The sequence below is a fragment of the Kushneria halocnemicola genome, from assembly GCF_965650455.1.
GTDB lineage: Bacteria > Pseudomonadota > Gammaproteobacteria > Pseudomonadales > Halomonadaceae > Kushneria.
In genome coordinates, this window is sequence record NZ_OZ287968.1 from 2,415,208 (window position 1) to 2,436,297 (window position 21,090).

The 21,090-nt window shown below is 61.3% G+C and carries 15 protein-coding genes; 4 read left to right on the top strand and 11 right to left on the bottom strand.

Going from position 1 to position 21,090, the window contains the following annotated elements; translation table 11 throughout:
• Positions 1–4: 4 nt before the first annotated feature.
• On the bottom strand, positions 5–1,255 hold the full coding sequence (locus ACS92L_RS11005) for a sarcosine oxidase subunit beta family protein (protein ID WP_438764890.1): 1,251 nt from the start codon (positions 1,253–1,255) through the stop codon (positions 5–7).
• Between the two features lie 47 nt (positions 1,256–1,302).
• Positions 1,303–2,634, bottom strand: coding sequence for a serine hydroxymethyltransferase (gene glyA, locus ACS92L_RS11010; RefSeq protein WP_438764892.1), 1,332 nt, complete (start codon positions 2,632–2,634; stop codon positions 1,303–1,305).
• 368 nt (positions 2,635–3,002) lie between these two features.
• Between glyA and fdhA the strand changes: the two genes are divergently transcribed.
• Positions 3,003–4,190 carry a formaldehyde dehydrogenase, glutathione-independent gene (fdhA, locus tag ACS92L_RS11015; RefSeq protein ID WP_115853936.1) on the top strand — a complete coding sequence of 396 codons (1,188 nt, stop codon included), beginning with the start codon at positions 3,003–3,005 and terminating at the stop codon, positions 4,188–4,190.
• A gap of 158 nt (positions 4,191–4,348) precedes the next feature.
• Here fdhA and ACS92L_RS11020 read toward each other — a convergent pair whose 3' ends face one another.
• Positions 4,349–5,455: an FAD-binding oxidoreductase gene (locus ACS92L_RS11020; protein WP_438764893.1), complete on the bottom strand. Its 1,107-nt coding sequence runs from the start codon at positions 5,453–5,455 to the stop codon at positions 4,349–4,351.
• Positions 5,456–5,813: 358 nt separating this feature from the next.
• Between ACS92L_RS11020 and ACS92L_RS11025 the strand changes: the two genes are divergently transcribed.
• Positions 5,814–7,100 carry an aromatic ring-hydroxylating oxygenase subunit alpha gene (locus ACS92L_RS11025; protein WP_438764894.1) on the top strand — a complete coding sequence of 429 codons (1,287 nt, stop codon included), beginning with the start codon at positions 5,814–5,816 and terminating at the stop codon, positions 7,098–7,100.
• An 81-nt stretch (positions 7,101–7,181) separates the two neighbouring features.
• Here ACS92L_RS11025 and ACS92L_RS11030 read toward each other — a convergent pair whose 3' ends face one another.
• Positions 7,182–7,427, bottom strand: coding sequence for a hypothetical protein (locus tag ACS92L_RS11030; RefSeq protein WP_438764896.1), 246 nt, complete (start codon positions 7,425–7,427; stop codon positions 7,182–7,184).
• A gap of 197 nt (positions 7,428–7,624) precedes the next feature.
• Here ACS92L_RS11030 and ACS92L_RS11035 point away from each other — a divergent pair, with 197 nt between their 5' ends.
• Positions 7,625–9,208 (top strand): BCCT family transporter, encoded by a 1,584-nt coding sequence (locus ACS92L_RS11035; RefSeq protein WP_438764898.1) that lies wholly within the window; start codon positions 7,625–7,627, stop codon positions 9,206–9,208.
• 191 nt (positions 9,209–9,399) lie between these two features.
• Complete coding sequence (locus tag ACS92L_RS11040; RefSeq protein WP_438764900.1) at positions 9,400–11,142, top strand: sodium:solute symporter family protein; 1,743 nt, start codon at positions 9,400–9,402, stop codon at positions 11,140–11,142.
• 247 nt (positions 11,143–11,389) lie between these two features.
• Here the strand turns inward: ACS92L_RS11040 and etfB are convergent, their stop codons facing one another.
• The 7 genes from etfB to ACS92L_RS11075 form a co-directional block, all read right to left on the bottom strand.
• Entirely contained in the window at positions 11,390–12,199 is an 810-nt protein-coding gene (etfB, locus tag ACS92L_RS11045; protein ID WP_438764902.1) for an electron transfer flavoprotein subunit beta, read from the bottom strand.
• Positions 12,189–13,469: an electron transfer flavoprotein subunit alpha gene (etfA, locus tag ACS92L_RS11050; RefSeq protein WP_438764904.1), complete on the bottom strand. Its 1,281-nt coding sequence runs from the start codon at positions 13,467–13,469 to the stop codon at positions 12,189–12,191. Before etfA ends, etfB begins: the two co-directional genes overlap by 11 nt.
• The gene (locus ACS92L_RS11055; protein ID WP_438764906.1) at positions 13,466–15,478 is read right to left on the bottom strand and encodes a (Fe-S)-binding protein; all 2,013 of its coding nucleotides are present in this window, start codon (positions 15,476–15,478) and stop codon (positions 13,466–13,468) included. The genes etfA and ACS92L_RS11055 overlap by 4 nt, the downstream gene beginning before the upstream one ends.
• Before the next feature lie 85 nt (positions 15,479–15,563).
• On the bottom strand, positions 15,564–17,636 hold the full coding sequence (gene dgcA / locus ACS92L_RS11060) for a dimethylglycine demethylation protein DgcA (protein ID WP_438764907.1): 2,073 nt from the start codon (positions 17,634–17,636) through the stop codon (positions 15,564–15,566).
• Between the two features lie 15 nt (positions 17,637–17,651).
• On the bottom strand, positions 17,652–18,182 hold the full coding sequence (locus ACS92L_RS11065) for a DUF5943 domain-containing protein (protein WP_438764908.1): 531 nt from the start codon (positions 18,180–18,182) through the stop codon (positions 17,652–17,654).
• 109 nt (positions 18,183–18,291) lie between these two features.
• The gene (locus ACS92L_RS11070) at positions 18,292–19,269 is read right to left on the bottom strand and encodes a dipeptidase (protein ID WP_438764910.1); all 978 of its coding nucleotides are present in this window, start codon (positions 19,267–19,269) and stop codon (positions 18,292–18,294) included.
• A gap of 289 nt (positions 19,270–19,558) precedes the next feature.
• Positions 19,559–20,710 (bottom strand): GlxA family transcriptional regulator, encoded by a 1,152-nt coding sequence (locus tag ACS92L_RS11075; RefSeq protein ID WP_438764912.1) that lies wholly within the window; start codon positions 20,708–20,710, stop codon positions 19,559–19,561.
• Positions 20,711–21,090: the final 380 nt, after the last annotated feature.

Sequence of the window (21,090 nt, forward strand, 5' to 3'; positions counted from 1 at the left end):
CTCCTCAGTGCGCCACGCCAGCGGCGCCGTGTTCATCGATCAGCGCACCGGTATGGAAACGGTCGATGGAAAAGGGCGCAGCGATGGGATGCATTTCGCCTTTGGCAAGGCTTGCAGCAAAAACGTGTCCCGAACCGGGGGTGGCCTTGAAGCCGCCGGTACCCCAGCCGCAGTTGAAATACAGACCCTTGACCTTCGTCTTGGACAGAATCGGACAGGCGTCCGGGCAGGTATCGACGATGCCGCCCCACTGGCGGTTCATGCGCACTCGCGAGAACATCGGGAACATCTCGACGATGGCCTGCAGGGTGTGCTCGATGGTCGGATAGCTGCCGCGCTGGCCGTAGCCGAGATAGCCATCGATACCGGCACCGATGACCAGATCGCCCTTGTCGGACTGGCTCACGTAGCCGTGAACGTGGTTGGACATGGTGACCGTGTTGAGAATCGGCTTGAGCGGCTCGGACACCAGCGCCTGCAGCGGGTGGGATTCCAGCGGCAGCTTGATGCCGGCCATTTTGGCCAGCACGCCCGAGTTGCCCGCGGCCACACAGCCCACGGTATGGGCTTCGATGTCGCCCCGGTTGGTGTGCACGCCCAGCACCTTGCCGTCACGAATCTTGAAGCCGGTCACTTCGGTGTTTTGCAAAATGTCCACGCCGTGAGAGTCGGCGCCGCGGGCATAGCCCCAGGCCACCGCATCGTGGCGGGCCACACCGGCACTTTTCTGCCAGGACGCGCCCATGATCGGATAGCGCGCCCGGTTGGTGATGTCGATTTCGGGCTCGATCTCCTTGACCTGCTGCGGCGTGACCACTTCGCTGTCGATGCCGTTGAGACGGTTGGCGTTGACGCGGCGCTGAATGTCGCGCATGTCCTGCAGGGTGTGACCCAGATTGAGCACGCCACGCTGGGAGAACATGACGTTGTAGTTCAGATCCTGAGACAGCCCCTTCCACAGATCCAGCGAGTGGTTGTAGAGCCGTCCCGCTTCGTCCCACAGATAGTTGGAGCGCACGATGGTGGTGTTACGCGCGGTGTTACCGCCGCCCAGCCAGCCCTTTTCGATGACGGCAACATTTTTGACGCCAAACTCTTTGGCCAGATAGTAGGCCGTGGCAAGGCCATGACCGCCACCACCGACGATAATGACGTCGTATTGCTTTTTGGGCTCGGGGTTGCGCCACTGGCGCTCCCAGTTTTCGTGGTGACCGAACGCGTGTTTAACCAGTCCGAAGCCGGAATAACGTTGCATGAGCTTTCTCCTTGATCGGCCCCGAGGGAGCCTGCTGTCGGCCGTGTTCAGACTACGGAGGCTTCACTCTCGAGTCGCTGATTCGCCCGGTCGGTGCTCTGGCCGTAGACGGGATGACGTGCACACAGGGATTCCACCCTGCCACGAACATCGCGCTCGACCGCGTCGGTGTCATTTTGCTCTGCGAGCACATCCAGAATGTCGCAGATCCAGGACGCCAGTGCCTGACAATCCTCTTCCATGAACCCGCGCGTGGTGACTGCCGGGGTCCCGATACGCAGTCCCGAAGTGACAAACGGGCTTTGCGGATCGTTGGGTACGGCGTTTTTATTGACGGTGATACAGGCACGCTCGAGTGCCGCATCGGCGTCCTTGCCGGTCACGCCCTGCTTGATCAGCGAGACCAGAAACAGATGGTCGTCGGTGCCGCCGGAGACCACATCAAAGCCGCGGGTAATAAACACGCCGGCCATGGCACGCGCATTGGCAATCACCTGGCGCTGATAGTCGGCAAACTCCGTGGTCATGGCTTCCTTGAACGCCACGGCCTTGGCCGCGATCACATGCATGAGCGGTCCGCCCTGCTGACCCGGGAAAACCGCGCCGTTGAGCTTTTTATACAGCGTCTCATCGGCGTCGGCCGACAGGATCAACCCGCCGCGCGGGCCGCGCAGTGTCTTGTGGGTCGTCGTGGTCACGACGTGGGCGTGAGGCAGCGGACTCGGGTAGAGACCGGCGGCTACCAGACCGGCGATGTGCGCCATATCAACCATCAGATACGCACCGACCTCGTCGGCAATCTCGCGAAAGCGCTGCCAGTCGATCACGCGTGAATAGGCGGAAAAGCCGGCGATGATCATCTTCGGCTGGTGCTCACGTGCCAGCGCTGCCACTTCGTCGTAGTCGATCTGACCGGTGTCGGCATTCAGGCCGTACTGCACGGCGTTGTAGTTCTTGCCGGAGAAGTTCGGCGCGGCACCGTGCGTCAGGTGCCCGCCGTGGGCCAAGCTCATGCCCAGAATGGTGTCGCCGGGATTGACCAGTGCCATGAAAACGGCGGCATTGGCCTGGGCACCGGAGTGCGGCTGGACGTTGGCATAGTGGGCACCGAACAGCTCGCAGGCACGCTCGATCGCCATGGCCTCGACCTTGTCGACGAACTCGCAGCCACCATAGTAGCGACGGCCCGGATAGCCCTCGGCATACTTGTTGGTGAGCTGCGTGCCCTGGGCCTGCATGACGTAGCGACTGGCGTAGTTTTCGGAAGCGATCAGTTCGATATGCGCTTCCTGTCGCTGTGTCTCTTCAGCGATCGCCTCGGCCAGGTCCGTGTCGTAGTCAGACAGTTGAGCGCTGGGGGAGAAACCATGATGAAGCATCACGCCTCCTATCATCATCAAATCGTTTATTATCCTGAATGGGTCGAATGCGGTGCCGCGCCTTTCTGTCGCACGCTATCCTGTTGCGATGGTATCGCTGCTCCCCTGCCCCGAAATGCTTGCCGACGTCACCGCCTGGTGTATTTGCGACATGGCTGTCATTAAGCGACAGGCATAAGACCATCGGATAACGACGTCGCCCAGCCACCTTGCGACGTCGCGCACGGACAACTCTCCCCTTCTCCGCTGATCCACTCTAGACCTCCAGGCATCCGCCTGGCCGTCTTTTCGCACCTTTTTAGTGCAAAAAACGCGCCTTGCTGGCCTGGTCTCTTTAAACACAAGTGATGGCACCAGGAGGTTCCAGCATGTCAGACAATCGCGGCGTGGTTTACATGGGCGCGGGCAAGGTTGAAGTACAGGACATTGCCTACCCGAAAATGGAAACGCCCAATGGCAGGCCCATTGAACATGGCGTCATCCTGAAGGTGGTCTCCACCAACATCTGTGGTTCCGACCAGCACATGGTGCGTGGCCGTACCACCGCGCCCCAGGGCATGGTGCTGGGTCACGAGATCACCGGTGAAGTCATCGAAAAGGGCAAGGATGTCGAGTTTCTCGATATCGGCGATATCGTCTCCGTACCCTTCAACGTGGCCTGCGGCCGTTGCCGGACCTGCAAGGAAGGCCATACCGGCCTGTGCCTGCACGTCAACGACGACCGCGCCGGCGGTGCCTATGGCTATGTCGACATGGGTGGCTGGGTTGGCGGTCAGGCGCGCTACGTCATGGTGCCCTATGCCGATTTCAACCTGCTCAAGTTCCCGGACCGTGATCAGGCGATGAACCAGATTCGCGACCTGACCATGCTGAGCGACATTCTGCCGACCGGCTTCCACGGTGCTCTGAAAGCCGGTGTCGGTGCAGGCTCGACCGTCTATGTGGCAGGTGCAGGCCCGGTCGGTCTGGCAGCGGCTGCCTCTGCGCGTCTGCTGGGTGCGGCCGTGGTCATGATCGGCGACTTCAATCCCAAGCGTCTGGAACATGCGCGCAAGATGGGCTTTGAACCGATCGATCTGAACAAGCACGACCGTCTCGGTGAGATGATCGCCGCCGTCGTCGGCGAGCCCAGCGTGGACAGCGCCATCGACGCAGTAGGCTTTGAAGCCGTCGGTCATGGTGGCAAGGAGCAGCCGGCCGTGGTGCTCAACCAGATGATGGAAGTCACCCGTGAAGGCGGCTCCATCGGCATTCCGGGGCTTTATGTCACTGAAGATCCGGGCGCGACCGAGAAAGCCGCACAGACCGGCAGCCTGAGCCTGCGCTTTGGCCTGGGCTGGGCGAAGGGTCACTCCTTCCATACCGGCCAGACCCCGGTGGTGCAGTACAACCGTCAGCTGATGCAGGCCATCCTGCACGGGCGTCTCAACATCGCCGAGATCGTCAACGCTCAGATCATTAGCCTTGAAGAAGCACCGAAAGGCTATGAAGAGTTTGATGCAGGCGTTGCCAGCAAGTTCGTACTGGACCCGCACGGCATGCTCGGCGCTGCCTGAACGGGCCTGACGCCAGGCACTGACAAGAGCCTGTAAAAAAACGCTCATGACCTGCGGGTCATGAGCGTTTTTTAGTAACTGTCGTCGGGGTGGTCGAAGTGATTGCCTGATGACGGGCGGCGATGGCATCCGTCATCGCCGCCCGTTGTTATCAAACCCTAGAAGTCGACGACCAGATCCCCCTTGACGCGGCTGCAGCACGACAGGATATAGCCTTCTTCGATGTCTTCGTCGGTAATCCCGCCGTTGTGGTCCATCTCGACCTCACCTGACTTGAGCTCGACCCGACAGGTACCGCAGATCCCCATGCCGCAGGCCTTGGGAATGTGCAGTCCCAGCTGAGCCGCCGCACTGTGCACCGTCTCGCCGGGCTGGACCTGGACACTCTTGCCGGAGGAGGCAAACTCGACGGTGACCAGATCGGCCTCGTCGACGTTTTCGGCCGCTTCCTCGGCCATCTCCGCCATCTCCAGCGCCTCTTCCTTGACGTCGGCAGGCGTCGCGCCGAACAGCTCTTCATGGTAGTGATCCATGTCGTAGTTGTTCTCGCGCAGGATATTCTTGATCGCGTTCATGTAGGGCACGGGGCCGCAGCAAAATATCTCGCGCTCAAGGAAGTCAGGCGCCATGAGCTCCAGCATGGGCTGGGTCAGAAAGCCCCGATAGCCGGCCCAGGCCTCGCCGATATCCTCTTTCTTTTCACACACGATGTGCAGCTTGAACTCGGGGATACGCGAGAACATGTGCACCAGCTCGCGGTGATAGATCACATCGCGCGGGGCACGCGCACTGTGGATAAACTCGACATCCACATTGGCATTGGTGTCGAAAAACCAGCGCGTCATGGACATCAACGGTGTGATGCCGACGCCACCGGAGAGAAACAACACCTTGTCGGCCGGAAAATCGATCGAGTTGAAGTTGCCGACCGGGCCGTGAACGGCCAGCTTGTCACCGACGCTGAGGTTGGTGTGCAGCCAGTTGGAGACCTTGCCGCCGGGGACCTGCTTGACGGTAATCGAAAAGCTGTAGGGGATGGAGGGCGAGCTGGAGATCGTATAGGAGCGCATGATCTGCTCGCCCTCGATGTCCAGCTCAAGCGTTACAAACTGCCCGGGCTTGAAAAAGAATAAAACGGGCTGCTCTGCCATGAAGCAGAAGGTGCGCACGTCAGGGGTTTCCTGAATGATCTTGACGCAGCGAACCTCATGGCGGCCGTTGGTCCAGGTCTGGGTTGTAACCGGATTGAAGTAGTTCATTGTCATGATGTTCTCTGCCTGGCAGTGCCGCAGCTGTTCGCTCGTCGATCCGTGTTGACGACACGGTCCGACACCCTATCAGTCTGGCATTCTGGTGACGCCTCTCACACCAGGCTTGTCTGTCAGCGACACGCGCATACCTTTCACCCCCATTTTCGGTCTGTCATCGACCAATCAGGTCGTCGTGACACTCTTTCATGTCGCGGGTAGACAACCGGGGCTCACATCCGTGTACCACAATCGCCATCAATCAAGATGGATCGATTTTTCCATGCATGAATACCAGGCCTCACAAGACAAATAACATCCGCTCAACCGTGTTGTCGCTTTCTCGCAAACCGCGACAATGAAAAGGATATTTGGTATGGACATGACAGCTTCATATGGACCGGATGACGCTCTGAATCAGGCACGTTTGGCCGCAGCTGACCTGCTTCAGAATCGCAACCCTACCTACTCCCTGCCTCAGCCGTTCTATAACGATGCTCGATTCTTCGCGCTCGATATGCAGGAAATCTTTGAAAAGGAATGGCTTTTCGCCGGCATGACCTGTGAAATTCCCGCCAAGGGCAATTTCATGACCCTGGAGATCGGCGACAACCCGATCGTGATCGTTCGTGGCGCCGAGGGCGTGATTCATGCCTTCCACAACGTCTGTCGCCATCGCGGGTCCAGGCTTTGTACCAAGGAAAAGGGCAAGGTCGCCAAGCTGGTGTGCCCCTACCACCAGTGGACCTATGAACTCGACGGTCGGCTGCTGTTTGCCGGCAGCGACATGGGCACCGATTTCGATCTGGGCCAGTTCGGGCTCAAGCCGGTCAATGTCCGTACCGCCGGCGGCTTTGTCTTCATCAACCTGAGTGAAGAACCGCCCGCCATCGACGATTTCCTGGTCACGCTCGAGCACTACCTCGAGCCCTACGACATGGACAACGTCAAGGTGGCTACCCAGACCACCATCGTTGAGCAGGCCAACTGGAAGCTGGTCATCGAGAACAACCGCGAGTGCTATCACTGCAACGGCGCGCACCCGGAGCTTTTGAACTCGCTGATCGAGTTCGATGACACCGAAGACCCGCGCGCGACCGAGAAGTACAAGGAGCTGGTTACCCGCAAGCAGGCCGACTGGAACCAGGAGCAGGTGCCCTGGCAGCTCAAGCGTTTTGGCAAGCGCAACCGTCTGACCCGCACGCCGCTGCTGGACAACGTGGTCTCCATGACCATGGACGGCAAGCCGGGCTGCAAGAAGCTCATGGGTCGTCTGACCAGCCCTGACATGGGATCACTGCGCATTCTGCACCTGCCCAACTCCTGGAATCACTTCATGGGCGATCATTCCGTGGTGTTCCGCGTGCTGCCGCTCGGCCCGCAGCAGACCATGGTCACGACCAAGTGGCTGGTGCACAAGGATGCGGTCGAAGGTGAGGACTACGACGTCGACAACCTGCGCCACGTCTGGGATGCCACCAACGACCAGGACCGTCAGCTGGCCGAAGAAAACCAGCGCGGCATCAACTCCAGGGCCTACCAGCCCGGCCCCTACTCGGAAACCTACGAATTCGGCGTCATCGACTTCGTTAACTGGTACGGCGAGCGCATGCTCACGCATCTGGGTCAGGAAGCGCCGGCCCTGCAGCTGGCCAAGGGCTAGGCATTTGCCCCGTTGATGCACCCGACAACGGGTGATGTACCCGAAGGGACCGGCTCACCAACCGTGAGCCGGTCCCTTTTTTTAATCCCGATTCAGCGCCGGCAGCAGATATTTTTCGATGGCCTGTCGTACCGACGGCAGCAGAATATCCGAGCGTCTTACCATCTCATCCACCAGCGCCTTCAGACCCTCTACGCCCTCACCGCGGTGCTTGCAAAGCGCCATGCGCGCACAGGTATCCGGGCCCGCACCTTCCGGAATATGGACGCCAAGTTCTACCAGCCGCGTCCGAAAATCATCGCCATCAATCAGATCGACAATCATCATCTTCACGTCCTCTTGTTGTTGCCCTGTGGTCTGCTGCTTTCCGGTCGATATTAAAGGCAATAGACGAATGGCGCGCCCGGCCGAGCGGCAATGGACATGTCGGCGTCGCTTTTAAACAAATGGCCCCAGGGGCCGCACACAAGAATGCAGAACAGCTGAAAAGGGGGCTGTTTGCATAACAACAACGAGGACAGTGTATGGATGACCAGGATTCATTACTGACGTCGGGCCAGGACAATAAGCAAATGCTGGGCATGGATTTTCACCATCCCGTCTTCCCGCTTTCCGCCGCCGCCATTCTCGCCTTTTTGATCTATGCCCTGATTTATCCCGACATGGCCAACGCGCAGCTGGGGCTGGCCAAAAACTGGTCGATCGAACATTTCGACTGGCTTTTCATGATTTCCGGCAACATTTTCGTCCTCTTTTGTCTGGCGCTGATCGTGCTGCCGGTCGGTCGCATTCGCCTGGGCGGAAACGACGCCCGACCCGAGTTTTCGCGCATGTCCTGGTTTGCCATGCTCTTTGCCGCCGGGATGGGCATCGGGCTGATGTTCTGGAGCGTGGCGGAGCCTGTGGCCTACTACACCGACTGGTATGGCACGCCGCTCAACGCCCCGGCCCGCACGACTGAAGGGGCAAGTGCGGCCATGGGCGCCACCATGTTCCACTGGGGGCTGCACCCCTGGGCCATCTACGGCGTGGTGGGATTATCGCTGGCCTTTTTTGCCTATAACCGTGGCCTGCCGTTGACCCTTCGCTCGGCCTTTTATCCGATTCTTGGCAAGCATACCCGCGGCTGGGCCGGCCACATTATCGATATTCTGGCCGTTCTGGCCACGGTCTTCGGCCTTGCCACCTCGCTGGGCTTTGGCGCCTCCCAGGCAGCCGGCGGACTCGCCTATCTCTTTAATGTGCCCAATACGCTGGGCACCCAGCTGGCCATTATCGTGGTGGTCAGCGTGCTGACCCTGGTGTCGGTCTGGCGCGGCATTGATGGCGGCGTAAAGCTTTTTTCCAACATCAACATGATCATCGCCGCGCTGCTTCTGGCCTTTGTCATTGCGGTGGCACCCACCCTGACCGTGCTGTCAGGCATCGGCACCACCGCCATGGCGTACGCCACCCATATTCTGCCGCTGTCGAACTGGATCGGCCGTGATGATGGCACCTGGTATCACGGCTGGACCATCTTTTACTGGGCGTGGTGGATCTCCTGGTCGCCGTTTGTCGGCATGTTCATTGCCCGCGTTTCGAAAGGCCGTACGGTGCGCGAGTTTCTGATTGCCGTGCTGTTGATTCCGACCGTGGTCACCCTGATCTGGATGAGCACCTTCGGCGGTCTGGCGCTTTATCAAGTCACCAACAACATCGGCAAGCTGGCCGGCGGCATCGATGACGTCTCGCTTGCCATGTTCCACATGCTCGAACAGCTCCCCCTGTCCGGTGTGACCTCATTGCTTGCAATCATTCTGGTGCTGGTGTTTTTCATCACCTCATCGGATTCGGGCTCGCTGGTCATCGACAACATCACTGCCGGCGGCAAGACCGACACGCCACGCGGCCAGCGCGTTTTCTGGGCCACCATGCAGGGCTCGATTGCCGGCGTTTTGCTCTACGGCGGCGGCACCACCGCCATGAGCGCCCTTCAGGCCGGGGCCGTTGCAACAGGCCTGCCCTTCACCGTGGTGCTGCTTTTGATGTGCGCCAGCCTTTATATGGGCCTGCATCGAGAGCTTTATGGGCCAAAAGCATCAACAAAGGCCGCCCAGTCGCTTTAGGACAGCGCATCGGATATATCTGTCAGAGCACGGGGCCACCCTTCGGGGTGGCCCTTTCGTTTGTCTGGGCCGTCATGTCGCAAATGCCATCTCCCGTGGCGTCTGGGAGCATGAGCGTCCGGATGGCTCGCGACATGCTTTCAATACAAGACATAAAAGATATACAAGACCCATCTCACCGGAGCCCCTTTATGGTCTACACCGTTGCCATCCTGTGCAGTCTCGTCGGTTATTTTCTGATCGGCCATCTGGCCGGGCGACGCGTCAAACATCTTGACGACTACCTGGTGGCCGGTCGCAACGCGCCGACCTTTTTCATTCTGGGCACCCTGGTGGCCAGCTATCTGAGCACCAGCGCCTTTCTGGGCGAAACCGGCTTTGCCTACGACGGCTACCCCTTTGTCATGCTGATCTTTGCCGCCCTGAGTACCTCGGGGTGTCTGCTGGGCGCGCTGGCCTTTGGCCGCTACCTGCGACGCAGTGAGGCCAAAACGGTGCCGGAGTTTTTCGGCAAGCGCTTTGATTCAAGACGCGTGCAGATGATTGCCGGACTGACCACCGTGATCGGTCTGGGCGCGTACCTGGTGGGTGTCATGCAGGGGGCGGGCATCATGTTCTCCGAGCTGACCGGTATGCCCTACTGGACCGGGCTGGTGCTGGTCTGGCTGACCTACACCGGCTTTATCCTCTACTCCGGCTCCCCCGGCGTCATGGTCACCGACACCATAATGTTTGTGATCTTCTCGCTGGCAGCACTGGGCGGCTCGGTCTATATCCTGCAGGACCTGGGCGGCTGGCACGGCGTCATCGAAGGCCTTCTGAGCCAGACCGACAAACCTGGCATCGCGCTGTGGCACGGCGTGCTGCAAGGGCCGGACGCCACCTTTTCAACACCTGGCGAGGCATTGACCTGGGGCATCACGCTGGGGCTGGTCTGGGCCGCGGTGCTGGCCGCCAGTCCCTGGCAGTCCAGCCGCTATCTCATGGCACGCAACGAACACGTCGTGATGCGCTCGGCGATGCTCACCGCCGTGTCGCTTGCCGTGTTCTACGCCCTGATGATGATGACCGGTGCGGCGATCAACCTGTATGACAGCGGACTCGACGGCGAGCGCGCCATGGTCTGGGCCTCGCTCAACATCCTGCCCACCTGGCTTGGGGTGGTAATTCTCACCGGCGTCTTTGCCGCGGGACTTTCCTCGTGCTCGACCTTCCTGTCGATCATCGGCTTCAGCATCTCCAACGACATCCTGCCGCCCAATCGCAGCGAGAAGGCCGCCATGCGCGCCAGCCGACTCTCCATTCTGGGTGCCGGCGTGGTGTCGTTGGTCATTGCGCTGTTTCAGTCGCCGGCCGTGATGGCGGTGGTCTGGTTTGCCGCCACGCTGTTTGCCTCCTCCTGGGGGCCGGTCGCACTGATGAGCATCTGGAGTCGCCGAATTACCGCCGCCGGCGCCGGCTGGGGCCTGGCGGTTGGCTTTGTCAGCAATATCGCACTGTCGCTGATGGATCAGGCGCAGTGGATCACGCTGCCGGTTTATCTGCATCCGGTTGTGCTCAGCACGGTGGCCGCGCTGATCGCCATCGTTGTGGCCTCACGCCTGACCCGGGTCACGGACATTCAAAAGGCGTATCGCGCCTTTTTGCATGAATATGATCGCGACGTCAGCGCGACCTGGATTTCCGGGACCCGCGTCATTGCGCTGTGCACCATGCTCTCCGGTGTGGCCGTCGGGGTCTTTTTGTGGGTTCAATACGCCACGACGCTCTCCTCACTGGCCGAGCGATTCGGTGTTCCCGAGCAGGCAACAACCGGCGCCCATGTGCTGGCGGCAGGCTGCGGTGGCATGCTGCTGGCGGCCGGCAGCGTGGGCTACTGGGTGGTTCGTAAAAGAGGACAGCCGGTGTCGAACGTGCAGACGGCTCACTCCTGAAACCTCGACGCTCTCAAACATCGATACTCTTAAACATCGACGCTCTCAAACATCAAAGGTCGGCCCCGGGGTCGGCCGCTCGAACGCCGTCTCGGTTCAGACAACACGCCTGATACGATCGATATTTCCCGCCCTAAAATAAAACGCCCCGCCATGAAGGCGGGGCACAAGTCGCGTTTTGATCCCTTTTTTTAACCGATGCTCGCTGTCGCCGTGCTCGACGGCCAGTGGCCGCCGACCGGGGCAATCAGCGAAGCACCCCCTCTTCCCTGAGCAGTTTGAAGATCGCCTCGGCGCCCTGTTCCGGCGTCACATCGTTGAGGGTCTGGCCCCCACCGCCGTCGGACTTGGCGGCGGCCGCCTTGAAACGGTCACGCGCCGAGGAGGACTTGACGATCTTGAGGCGTTTGGGCCGCTTGCGGGCCGGCTGGATCTGCCACTGCGCTAGAGACGCATCGATTTCGCTGGCATGCGGCTGAATATCGAATTCGCCGCGACGCGCGGGCCCGAAGGCACTCTGCCGCGCCGCCGGGGCGCTGGTATCGACCGTGGCGATCGCCGGCAGGCGAACCCGCAGGCGGCGACGCTTGCCACGCGGCAGGGCCTGCAGCACCGTGGCCACGCCCTTTTCGACCTTTTCGACCGCGGCCAGACCGTTGATGACCGGCCATCCCAGCGCCTCGGCCAGCAGGTAGGGCAAAACGCCCGAGCCCTCACCGGTCTCGGCGCGCGTGCCGGTCAGTACCAGCTGCGGCGAGTCGGCGCGCAAAGCGTCGGTCAGTACGGGCACGACATCGGCCTGAGGCGTCTGCTCGAGCAGGCGCACTTCATCAATGCCCATGCCGAGATAGCCTCGAATGGCCTCTTCGTGGTCGCTGTCGTGCTGGCCGGCGTGCATCAGATTGACCGAGGCGCCCTTGAGACTCAGCGCCATTTCCACGGCGCGGGCGTCCTGATCGGCGCGGCGCGTGCGGGCGGTCAACGGGTGACGACCGATCGACACCAGCACGGCGACGTTGAGCCCGCCGGTATTGGAAGACGGTGCATCAGGCGGCATCGCGGTTGCCCTCCTGCTCGGCGCGGTATTGCTCCACGCGGTCGACCAGAGCGGCCAGGATGGCGTTGGCATCGCCGATCACGGCCAGATCCGCCCGCTTGACCATGTCGCAGCCTTCATCAAGGTTGATGGCCACCACTTTCTCGCAGGTCTGAATGCCCTGCAGGTGCTGAATGGCCCCGGAGATACCGACCGCGACATAGACGCGGGCCGATACCCACGTGCCCGTTGCACCGACCTGGCGGTCGCGGGGCATGTGGCCGTCATCGACCGCCACGCGCGAGGCGCCCTTGGTCGCGCCCAGAATGTCGGCGGCGTGATGATAGTTGTCCCAGTCCTTGACGCCGTTGCCGGCCGACAGGATGAACTCGGCTTCCGCCAGCGAGACGCTGGCCGGATCGACTGCGACTTCGCCAATGTCCTCGATACGACCGAGCACGTTGGGCAGCGGCTGGGAAAGCTCGATGGGCTCGGCGGCGTGGCGCGTCTCGCTGACCGGGTCAGCGCACTCGGCCAGCGCCAGCACCACCCGCGGCAGGGCGCGAACGACATCGGTCGTCCCGGCGGCCCCGCGGGTCGTGCAGCGCCAGCCGGTCTCGGCGTCGCTGTCGGCCTCGATCTGCCAGACCTGCGTGGCTGCCCGCTCACCCAGCCGCACGCTCAGCCGGCGACCCAGCTCGCCGCCGCCCTGTGTGGAGTCGGGCAGCAGCCAGTAGCGCGGCGCTATTTCCCGATCCACGCCCTGCAGGGCCGCGATACGGTTTTCGGGGGTGTAGCCGTCGAACTGCTCACCCTCCAGATGCAGCAGGCGATCGATGCCGGCTTCATCAAAGGTGGTTTCCTTGTGCTCGCCATAGACTATGGCCAGCACCGCCCCGGGCTGTTCCGGGTCGGCATCACAGAGCTGGCGTGCCAGCCCCAGCAGGTCGCGATCATGACCGGAGAGACGACCGCCGGCCATGTCTGGTACCACAGCGACCGTGAAGGCCGGCTCACTGATGCTTACGCGGCGACGCGAATCCTGGCTCTGTGTGCTGCGCGCGTTTGTATGTGCGGCGTGGGAGGCGCCGCTGCGGTCAATACGGCGGATGCCGTTGGGTCCGGTGAAACCCACGGCGTGCGGATTGCGCCGCATCAGGCCGTTGGGGCCCATCCATTCGGTCGCAACGGCGTTGCCGCCGATCTCGGCCAGCACTTCAAGATGCTGCGGGTGCAATCGATTGCGGGCGATCCATTCCTTGCGAGGATCGCGGCGGACAAGCTCGCTCATGACGTTACCTCCTCGACATTGCGCTGTGTCTGCGACGCTTCCTTGTTGGAGGCGCCCTTCTCGCCTGATGACTCAACCACCAGCGCATCGGCCACCAGCTCGGCGATGTCCTTGATGTCGGCGCGCGGTTCCACCACGCCTTCCAGCATGGCCGTACACTGCGGACAGCCTACCGCGACGGTGTCGGCGCCTGTTTCGCGCACGTCTCCCATGCGCATATCGGGAATACGCTGTTTGCCGGGGATATCGGTGATCGGGGCACCGCCACCACCGCCGCAGCAGCGCGAGCGATAGCCCGATCGGGCCATTTCCTGTACCTCGATCCCCAGCGCCCTGAGCACGTCACGCGGCGCTTCGTATTCGCCGTTGTAGCGACCCAGATAGCACGGGTCGTGATAGGTCACGCTGCCGCCCTTCCAGGCCTTGAAGGTGAGCTTGCCGTCCTTGACCAGCTCGTTGATCCAGGTGCTGTGATGATAAACCGCATAGTCGGCCGGCATTTCGGCCGTGCCCAGCTCACCGTACTCGTTTTTGAGCACGTGGAAGCTGTGCGGGTCACAGGTGACGATGCGCGAGAAGCGATACTGGCTCATGGCCTTGATGTTGCGACGGGCCAGGGTCTGGAAGGTGGCTTCATCGCCCAGACGCCGTGCCACATCACCGCTGTCGCGCTCTTCGTTGCCCAGCACGGCGAAATCCACCTCGGCGGCACGCAGCACCTTGATCAGCGAGCGCAGCGTGCGCTGATTGCGCATGTCAAAGACGCCATCACCCAGCCACAGCAGTACGTCGGCTTCTTTTTTGTCGGCCATCAGCGGCAGGTTGAGATCCGCCGCCCAGTGCAGGCGTGAATCGGGATCAAACCCGCCGGGATTGTCGGTGGCGATCAGGTTGTCGAGCACCTCGGCACCCTTGTTGGGCGTATTGCCGTGCTCAAGCGTCAAAAAGCGGCGCATGTCGACGATGGCATCAACGTGCTCGATCATCATCGGGCACTCTTCAACGCAGGCGCGACAGGTCGTGCACGACCACAGGGTCTCGGCATCCACCAGCGCGCGCCCTTCGCGGGGCACGATCGGCCCGTTCGGGCTGCCGCCATGCTCGCCCACCGGTTTGCCCGGATAGGGCGAGCCGTAATAGTCGGCATCGGTGCTGCCGCGCATACCGACGATCATGTCCTGAATCAGCTTTTTCGGATTGAGCGGCTGACCGGCGGCAAAGGCCGGGCACATCGCTTCACAGCGACCGCACTGCACGCAGGCATCAAAGCCCAGCAGCTGATTCCAGGTAAAGTCGGCAGGCTTTTCCACGCCCAGCGGCGCATCGGGATTGTCCAGATTCAGCGCCTTGAGACCGCTGGAGCGCGCCGCACTGGCGTTATGCGGGGTAGTGAAGCGTTCGGGACGACGGTGCCAGGCCAGATGCAGGGCACCGGCGAAGGCGTGCTTGACGGGCCCGCCCCAGGTCATGCCGAAAAACATCTCGGACACGCCCCAGGCAACACCTACCGCCAGCACCGCTGCCAGAATCCAGCCACCAAAATCCGCCGGCAAAACGCCGGCCACCGGCAGGGTGACAATGAAAAAGCTGGCCGCAAAGACCAAAAGGCTTTTGGGAAGGCGCATCCACGGCCCTTTGGACAGCCGTGACGGCGGGTCCAGGCGGCGTCTGGCGACAAAGAGCGCACCGGTGAACATGCAGGCCGTCGCCGCCAGCAGGGCCCAGCCAAGAATGCGGCTGTGCAGGCCGAAGCCGTGCACGATAATGGCCAGCAGCGCGGCCAGCACGAAACCGCCGGCCGTGGCCACGTGGGTCTTGGAGATGTACTTGTCGCGATCAACGATATGGTGCAGATCCACCAGATAGCGACGCGGCATTTTAAGCAGACCGCCGACCAGGTCCACGGAAGAGGGTCGCCCCTGACGCCACAGGCGCACACGGCGCACCGCACCGATGACGGTCAACAGCAGTGCAGAGAAAATCAGTATCGGTAACAGGATATCGAGCATGGCGTCTCTCCTCTCGGAGACACCGCAAGGAACGAACGTCACGGACCCTGCGGCCCGTGACGCTCGGCTTACAGCGTTATTGTGATCAGAAGTCCTTGCACAACCGCAGCGCATCATAGATGGCGGCATGCGTGTTGCGCGGCGCGGTGCAATCCCCCAGACGGAACAGCACGAAGCCGTCACCGCTCTCGGACAGGCAGGGCTGCGGCTCGATGGCATAAAGGGCTTCGATGTCGATCTGACCCTTGTTGCGCGAGCGTTCCTTGAGGGCGTAGTAGAGCGCCTCGTCCGGACGGACCCCGTTTTCCACCACGACCTGATCCACGACCCGCTCTTCCTGGGCGCCGGTGTACTCGTTTTCAAGCACCGCCACCAGCGAATCGCCCTCGCGATAGACCTTATGCAGCGCCAGATCCGAGGTCATGATCACCTCTTTCTCGTACAGGCTGCGGTAGTAGGTCGGGAATGTCGTGCCCCCGACCGCGGCACCGGGCTTGATATCGTCGGTAACGATTTCGACCCTTGAGCCCTTGTCGGCCAGATAGTCGGCCGCCGAGACACCGGAAAACTCGCAGATGGTGTCAAAGATCAGCACGTTCTTGCCGGGCTCGACGCTGCCGTCGAGGATGTCCCAGGTGCTGACGACCAGGCTTTTGCCCTTGTCCTCGTCATAGCCCCACTCCGGAACCTGCGAGAGAAACGGCTGCCCGCCGGTGGCCAGAATCACGACATCCGGACGCAGATCGGCAATGGTGGCCTCATCGGCTTTCGTGCCCAGGCGCTGATCCACTTCCAGCCGCGTCAGCTCCAGCTGATACCAGCGCGTAATACCGGCAATCTGGTCACGCTGTGGTGCTTTCGAGGCGATGGTGATCTGACCGCCAATCTGATCCTTTGCTTCAAACAGCGTCACGTCATGGCCGCGCTCGGCGCAGACACGCGCCGCTTCCATGCCACCGGGGCCACCGCCGACCACCACGACCTTGCGTTTGGTGCCTTCGGTCTTTTCGATAATGTGCGGCAGACCCATGTATTCACGCGAGGTGGCCGCGTTCTGGATACACAGGACGTCGAGACCCTGATACTGGCGGTCGATGCAGTAGTTGGCACCGACGCACTGCTTGATCTGGTCGACCTGGTTGTTCTTGATCTTGGCAATCAGGTGCGGGTCGGCAATGTGGGCACGCGTCATGCCGACCATGTCGACATAGCCGCCTTCCAGAATGCGCTGCGCCTGGTTGGGGTCCTTGATGTTCTGGGCGTGAATGACCGGAACACTGACCACTTCCTTGATGCCCGAGGCCAGATGCAAAAACGGCTCCGGCGGGTAGGACATGTTGGGGATGACGTTGGCCAGGGTGTTGTGGGTATCACAGCCCGAGCCCACCACACCGAAATAGTCGATCTTGCCGGTGGCGTCATAGTAGGCCGCAATCCGCTTCATCTCGTCGTGATCGAGACCGTCGGGATGGAACTCGTCGCCGGTGATGCGCAGGCCGACCGCGAAGTCGTCGCCGACCTCTTCGCGCACGGCCTTGAGCACTTCCATGCCAAAGCGCATGCGGTTTTCAAAGGTGCCGCCCCACTGGTCGGTCCGCTTGTTGACGCGCGGGCTCCAGAACTGGTCGATCAGGTGCTGGTGCACGGCCGAGAGCTCAACGCCGTCAAGACCGCCTTCCTTCGCGCGGCGTGCAGCCTGGGCGAAATCACCGACGATGCGCCAGATCTCTTCTTCCTCGATCGTCTTGCACGTTGAGCGGTGAACCGGCTCACGGATGCCCGACGGCGAGACCAGCGTCGACCAGTTGAAGCCGTCCCAGCGGGAGCGACGACCCATGTGGGTGATCTGGATCATGATCTTGCCGCCATGCTTGTGCACGGCATCGGCCAGATTCTGAAAGTGCGGGATGATACGGTCGGTCGACAGGTTGACCGAGCTCCACCAGCCCTGGGGGCTGTCGATGGAGACCACCGAGGAGCCGCCGCAGATACACAGACCGCAGCCACCCTTGGCCTTCTCTTCGTAGTACTTGACGTAGCGGTCGGTGGTCATGCCGCCGTCGGTGGCGTGCACCTCGGCATGGGCCGTGCTGACCACGCGGTTACGAATGGTATGCTTGCCGATCTGGATCGGCTTGAACAGTGCCTCGAATGCCATATCAAAGATCCTCGGTTACGCGGGCGTGACAACAAACAGACCGTGATCGTGGCCCTGCTGGGCGCCACTCTGGGTCTGTACGGCAACGGTGCGCAGATCACTGCCACGGGCGCTCAGAATCTGATCCATGGCGCCGGCAAACCAGCCGGTGAACATGTATTCGATATTCCGATCCACCTTGCCCATCTGGTAGACAAACGCGCTGTGCTCGAGTCGCACGCGCGCCGTGCCGGCTTCCAGATCGATCTCTTCAGTGATGAAAAGCCCCCAGCCGCGCTGGGACAGGCGCTTCATGTAGTGCTCGAAGACGTCAACGCCTTCCAGACCATGAAGCTCGGCTTCCTTCTCGCACCAGTGCCAGGCACTCTTGTAGCCGGCGTGATAGAGAATTTCGGCGTATTTTTCGGCACCCAGGGCCTCTTCAATGGCCATGTGGTTGTTGACGAAGAAATGACGCGGTACGTACAGCATCGGCAGGGCATCGGTGGTCCAGATGCCGGTTTCACTGTCGACTTCAATCGGGAGTTCGGGCGCTTGTTTCGTCACGGTCGTCTTCCTCAAACTTGTCATTATTCAGGGGCCGTCTCGACCCTCGGGGAGCGGCAGGAGGGCAGGCCCGGGCGGCGGTTCAGGCACCGCCCGGGCCCCTGGCGGCTTATTCGCCCCAGACATCCTTCAGGGTTCTGACCCAGTTCTCGCCCATGATTTTTCTGACCTGAGGCTCGCTCAGGCCGCGCTTCAAAAGCGCCTCTGTCAGATTGGGGAATTCGCCAACGGTACGAATGCCCTCGGGATTGATGATCTTGCCAAAGCTGGTCAGGCGGCGGGCATAGCCCTTGTCATGGGTCAGCCACTCGAAGAAGTCCTGGCCGTGGCCCTGGGTGAAGTCGGTACCGATGCCGATGGCGTCTTCACCCACGATGTTCATGATGTATTCGATCGCTTCGCAGTAGTCGTCGATGGTTGAATCGACACCGTTTTTGAGAAACGGCGTGAACATGGTGACGCCCACAAAGCCGCCGTGATCGGCGATGAACTTGAGCTCTTCGTCGGACTTGTTGCGCGGGTGCTCCTTGAGCCCGGAGGGCAGGCAGTGGGAGTAGCACACCGGCTTTTTGGATTCGAGGATGACTTCCTGAGAGGTGGTCGCACCGACGTGGGAAAGGTCACACATCATGCCGACGCGGTTCATCTCGGCGACGATTTCGCGCCCGAAGCCGGACAAACCGCCATCACGCTCGTAGCAGCCGGTACCGACCAGGTTCTGGGTGTTGTAGCACATCTGCGTGATGCCCACGCCCAGCTCCTTGAAGATCTCGACGTAGCCGATCTGGTCTTCAAAGGCGTGCGCGTTCTGGAAACCGAAGATGATGCCGGTCTTGCCTTCTTCCTTGGCGCGGGTAATGTCAGCGGTGGTGCGCACCGGGCGAACCAGATCGCTGCACTCGTCCATCAGCTTTTTGGTCGACACGATGTTATCGACCGTGGCCTTGAACCCTTCCCAGACCGAGACGGTGCAGTTGGCTGCGGTCAGACCGCCGCGGCGCATGTCTTCCAGAAGCTCCCGGTTCCATTTGGCGATGATCAGGCCATCGATCACAATGGCGTCGTCATGCAGTTCGGCAGGGGTCATGGTCAGGCTCCAGATTGTGGCTAATGCGAGGAGCATATCCCTGCCCCGGCTTCATCCGACGCCTGGAAACGACGGGGAAAATTCCAAAAGCGTCATGCCCTGCCAAAGAGCGACGCCACTGTCATCGGGCCGCAAACAAAATGACCCGCCCCGAAGGCCGGCCATGACCGTGCATCTCCTGCCTCTGAAGAACAGACACAAAAAAGGAGCTGCCCCGGTCGGGGCAGCTCCCTTGATGGAGCCTGACGGTTGAACCAGCCGGACGTCAGCGCGTCAGTGCGTCAGCGCGTCAGCGCGTCAGCGGCACGCTGGCAAAGGTCGGCTCGCCCTGGGCGTAGACCAGCGACATCATCGCACTCGACATGGGCTCGCTTGAGGCCGGCTCTACCGCCACGATCTTGCCCTGCTGCAGGGCAGTCGCGGCGCTGGCATTGCGGCCATACCAGACATTACTGCCCGAGCGCTCGCCTCTGGGCGGCACGCCAAAGTATTCGCGATAGCACTTCGAGAAGTGAGGGGTGGACACAAAGCCGCAGACCGAGGCCACCTCGATGATCGACAGCGATGTCTGCTTCAAAAGCTGACGCGCCCGTACCAGCCGCAGCTTGAGGTAGTAACGTGACGGCGAGCAGTGCAGGTAGCGCTGGAACAGCCGCTCCAGCTGGCGCCGGGAGACGTTGACGTAGCGGGCCAGGGTATCCAGCTCGATCGGCTCTTCGAGGTTGGACTCCATCAGCGCCACGATCTCCAGAAGCTTGGGCTGGGTCGTCCCCAGCACGTGCTTGAGCGGCACACGCTGGTGGTCCTGCTCGTTGCGCACCCGCTCGCAGATGAACATCTCGGAGATACCGGCCGAGAGCTCGTGACCATGATCGCGGGCGATCAGGTTGAGCATCATGTCCATCGGCGCCGTACCGCCGGAGGCCGTGAACCGGTCGCGGTCGATCGAGAACAGTCGCGTGGTCAGCGCCACGTTGGGGAAGGCTTCCTGCATGGAAGCCAGACACTCCCAGTGAATGCTGGCCTCGTAGTGATCCAGCAGCCCCGCCCTGGCCAGTGCCCAGCTGCCCGTACAGATGGCGCCGATGCGTCGCAGCTGACGCGACTGTGCCTGCAGCCAGTGCGCATGCTCTCGCGTGACGCTGTGCTGCGGCGCAACGCCGCCACAGACCACGACCCAGTCAAGCGACAAGGGCACGGTGATCGAGACATCAGGCGTCACCTGCAGACCGTCACTGGCACGCACCGGCGAGCCGTCATGGGTCAGGGTGTACCAGCGATACAGCTCACGCCCGGCCAGCTGATTCGCCATGCGCAGCGGTTCAATCACCGAGGCCAGCGAAATCAGCGTAAAGTTATCAAGCAATAGGAAACCGATGGTTTGCGGCGTGCCCAGGCCGCCGGCTCCCGCTACAGGGCCTGCCTTGTGGTCAGGTAACATGTCGTCATGCCTCCTCAACTTTTCCTGCTTTTGTAATTGTTTTGGCAGACTCGTCTGCGATCTGTTGAAAGCACGGTTGCCATGGCATTCATGATGCCTCATCCCGGCTACAACAGTCGCCTCTTAAATTGTCGCTAACAGACACGTATACACGGTTTTATGGACACTGTATCGCCCTCCGTTAGTTGAAAGCGTCGCTCTCGAAACAGTCGATGTCGCACGGAAAAGGCATCCATGACGCTCGGACACCGGACGCGACACGGGGTTACAGACAAGACGTGACCACTGACAAGAATGTCCGGGTTTTAAACGTGATCCATGACGATCAAAAGAGGCGCTGTTTCATGAACCAGGCAAGCCTTCAATGAAGGAATCGAAGC

What these genes read in the sequence shown, in the direction of transcription:
- ACS92L_RS11005 (WP_438764890.1), bottom strand. Translation starts at nt 1,255, where the DNA reads ATGCAACGTTATTCCGGCTTCGGACTGGTTAAACACGCGTTCGGTCAC.
- glyA (WP_438764892.1), bottom strand. Translation starts at nt 2,634, where the DNA reads ATGCTTCATCATGGTTTCTCCCCCAGCGCTCAACTGTCTGACTACGAC.
- fdhA (WP_115853936.1), top strand. Translation starts at nt 3,003, where the DNA reads ATGTCAGACAATCGCGGCGTGGTTTACATGGGCGCGGGCAAGGTTGAA.
- ACS92L_RS11020 (WP_438764893.1), bottom strand. Translation starts at nt 5,455, where the DNA reads ATGACAATGAACTACTTCAATCCGGTTACAACCCAGACCTGGACCAAC.
- ACS92L_RS11025 (WP_438764894.1), top strand. Translation starts at nt 5,814, where the DNA reads ATGGACATGACAGCTTCATATGGACCGGATGACGCTCTGAATCAGGCA.
- ACS92L_RS11030 (WP_438764896.1), bottom strand. Translation starts at nt 7,427, where the DNA reads ATGATGATTGTCGATCTGATTGATGGCGATGATTTTCGGACGCGGCTG.
- ACS92L_RS11035 (WP_438764898.1), top strand. Translation starts at nt 7,625, where the DNA reads ATGGATGACCAGGATTCATTACTGACGTCGGGCCAGGACAATAAGCAA.
- ACS92L_RS11040 (WP_438764900.1), top strand. Translation starts at nt 9,400, where the DNA reads ATGGTCTACACCGTTGCCATCCTGTGCAGTCTCGTCGGTTATTTTCTG.
- etfB (WP_438764902.1), bottom strand. Translation starts at nt 12,199, where the DNA reads ATGCCGCCTGATGCACCGTCTTCCAATACCGGCGGGCTCAACGTCGCC.
- etfA (WP_438764904.1), bottom strand. Translation starts at nt 13,469, where the DNA reads ATGAGCGAGCTTGTCCGCCGCGATCCTCGCAAGGAATGGATCGCCCGC.
- ACS92L_RS11055 (WP_438764906.1), bottom strand. Translation starts at nt 15,478, where the DNA reads ATGCTCGATATCCTGTTACCGATACTGATTTTCTCTGCACTGCTGTTG.
- dgcA (WP_438764907.1), bottom strand. Translation starts at nt 17,636, where the DNA reads ATGGCATTCGAGGCACTGTTCAAGCCGATCCAGATCGGCAAGCATACC.
- ACS92L_RS11070 (WP_438764910.1), bottom strand. Translation starts at nt 19,269, where the DNA reads ATGACCCCTGCCGAACTGCATGACGACGCCATTGTGATCGATGGCCTG.
- ACS92L_RS11075 (WP_438764912.1), bottom strand. Translation starts at nt 20,710, where the DNA reads ATGTTACCTGACCACAAGGCAGGCCCTGTAGCGGGAGCCGGCGGCCTG.